Annotated in this window: 1 pseudogene; it reads left to right on the top strand. The window is 47.7% G+C overall.

From position 1 onward, the window contains the following. A pseudogene (locus tag ACTHUR_RS21030) lies at positions 1 to 193 on the top strand (hypothetical protein); the annotation flags it as partial. Positions 194 to 444 lie beyond the last annotated feature (251 nt).

Below are 444 nucleotides of genomic sequence, written 5' to 3'. Positions count from 1 at the left end.
CGAAGTACGTTGCATTTTTGAAAGCCAAGGCCTGACCGTCAGCCGCCTTGTCCGCGGAGGCTTCGGCCCCATCGGCCTGCCAAACCGCCTAAAACGCGGCCAGTTCTACGAACTCAATCCGGCAGAAGTCGCCAACGTCATCAAATGGGCAGATATGCTGCTGCCGGGCGAACGTCGCCGGAAGAAAAGTTAATGTAAGATAATTCGGGGCTGGGGCCTTTACAAAATCGTCTCAGCCCGACAAAATCTTGCCCAAGTCATAAACATAGTGGGTTAAGTTTAAACCAGTACCGCATTACTCCGCCTTTTCCTGATTTAAACTTAACCCACTATTCACACATTAAAATTCAAAAAAAGCAACTCAGCACCAGCGTTAACTCTGCCAATACACTGCCATCAACACTTTTAACAATCAGCATGTGATATTTCCCAGGAGCTTAAATC

Source organism: Neisseria sp. P0021.S007, assembly GCF_051956855.1.
The sequence above is the reverse complement of the archived record's forward strand: the minus strand, read 5'-3'. Positions and strand labels throughout refer to the sequence as shown.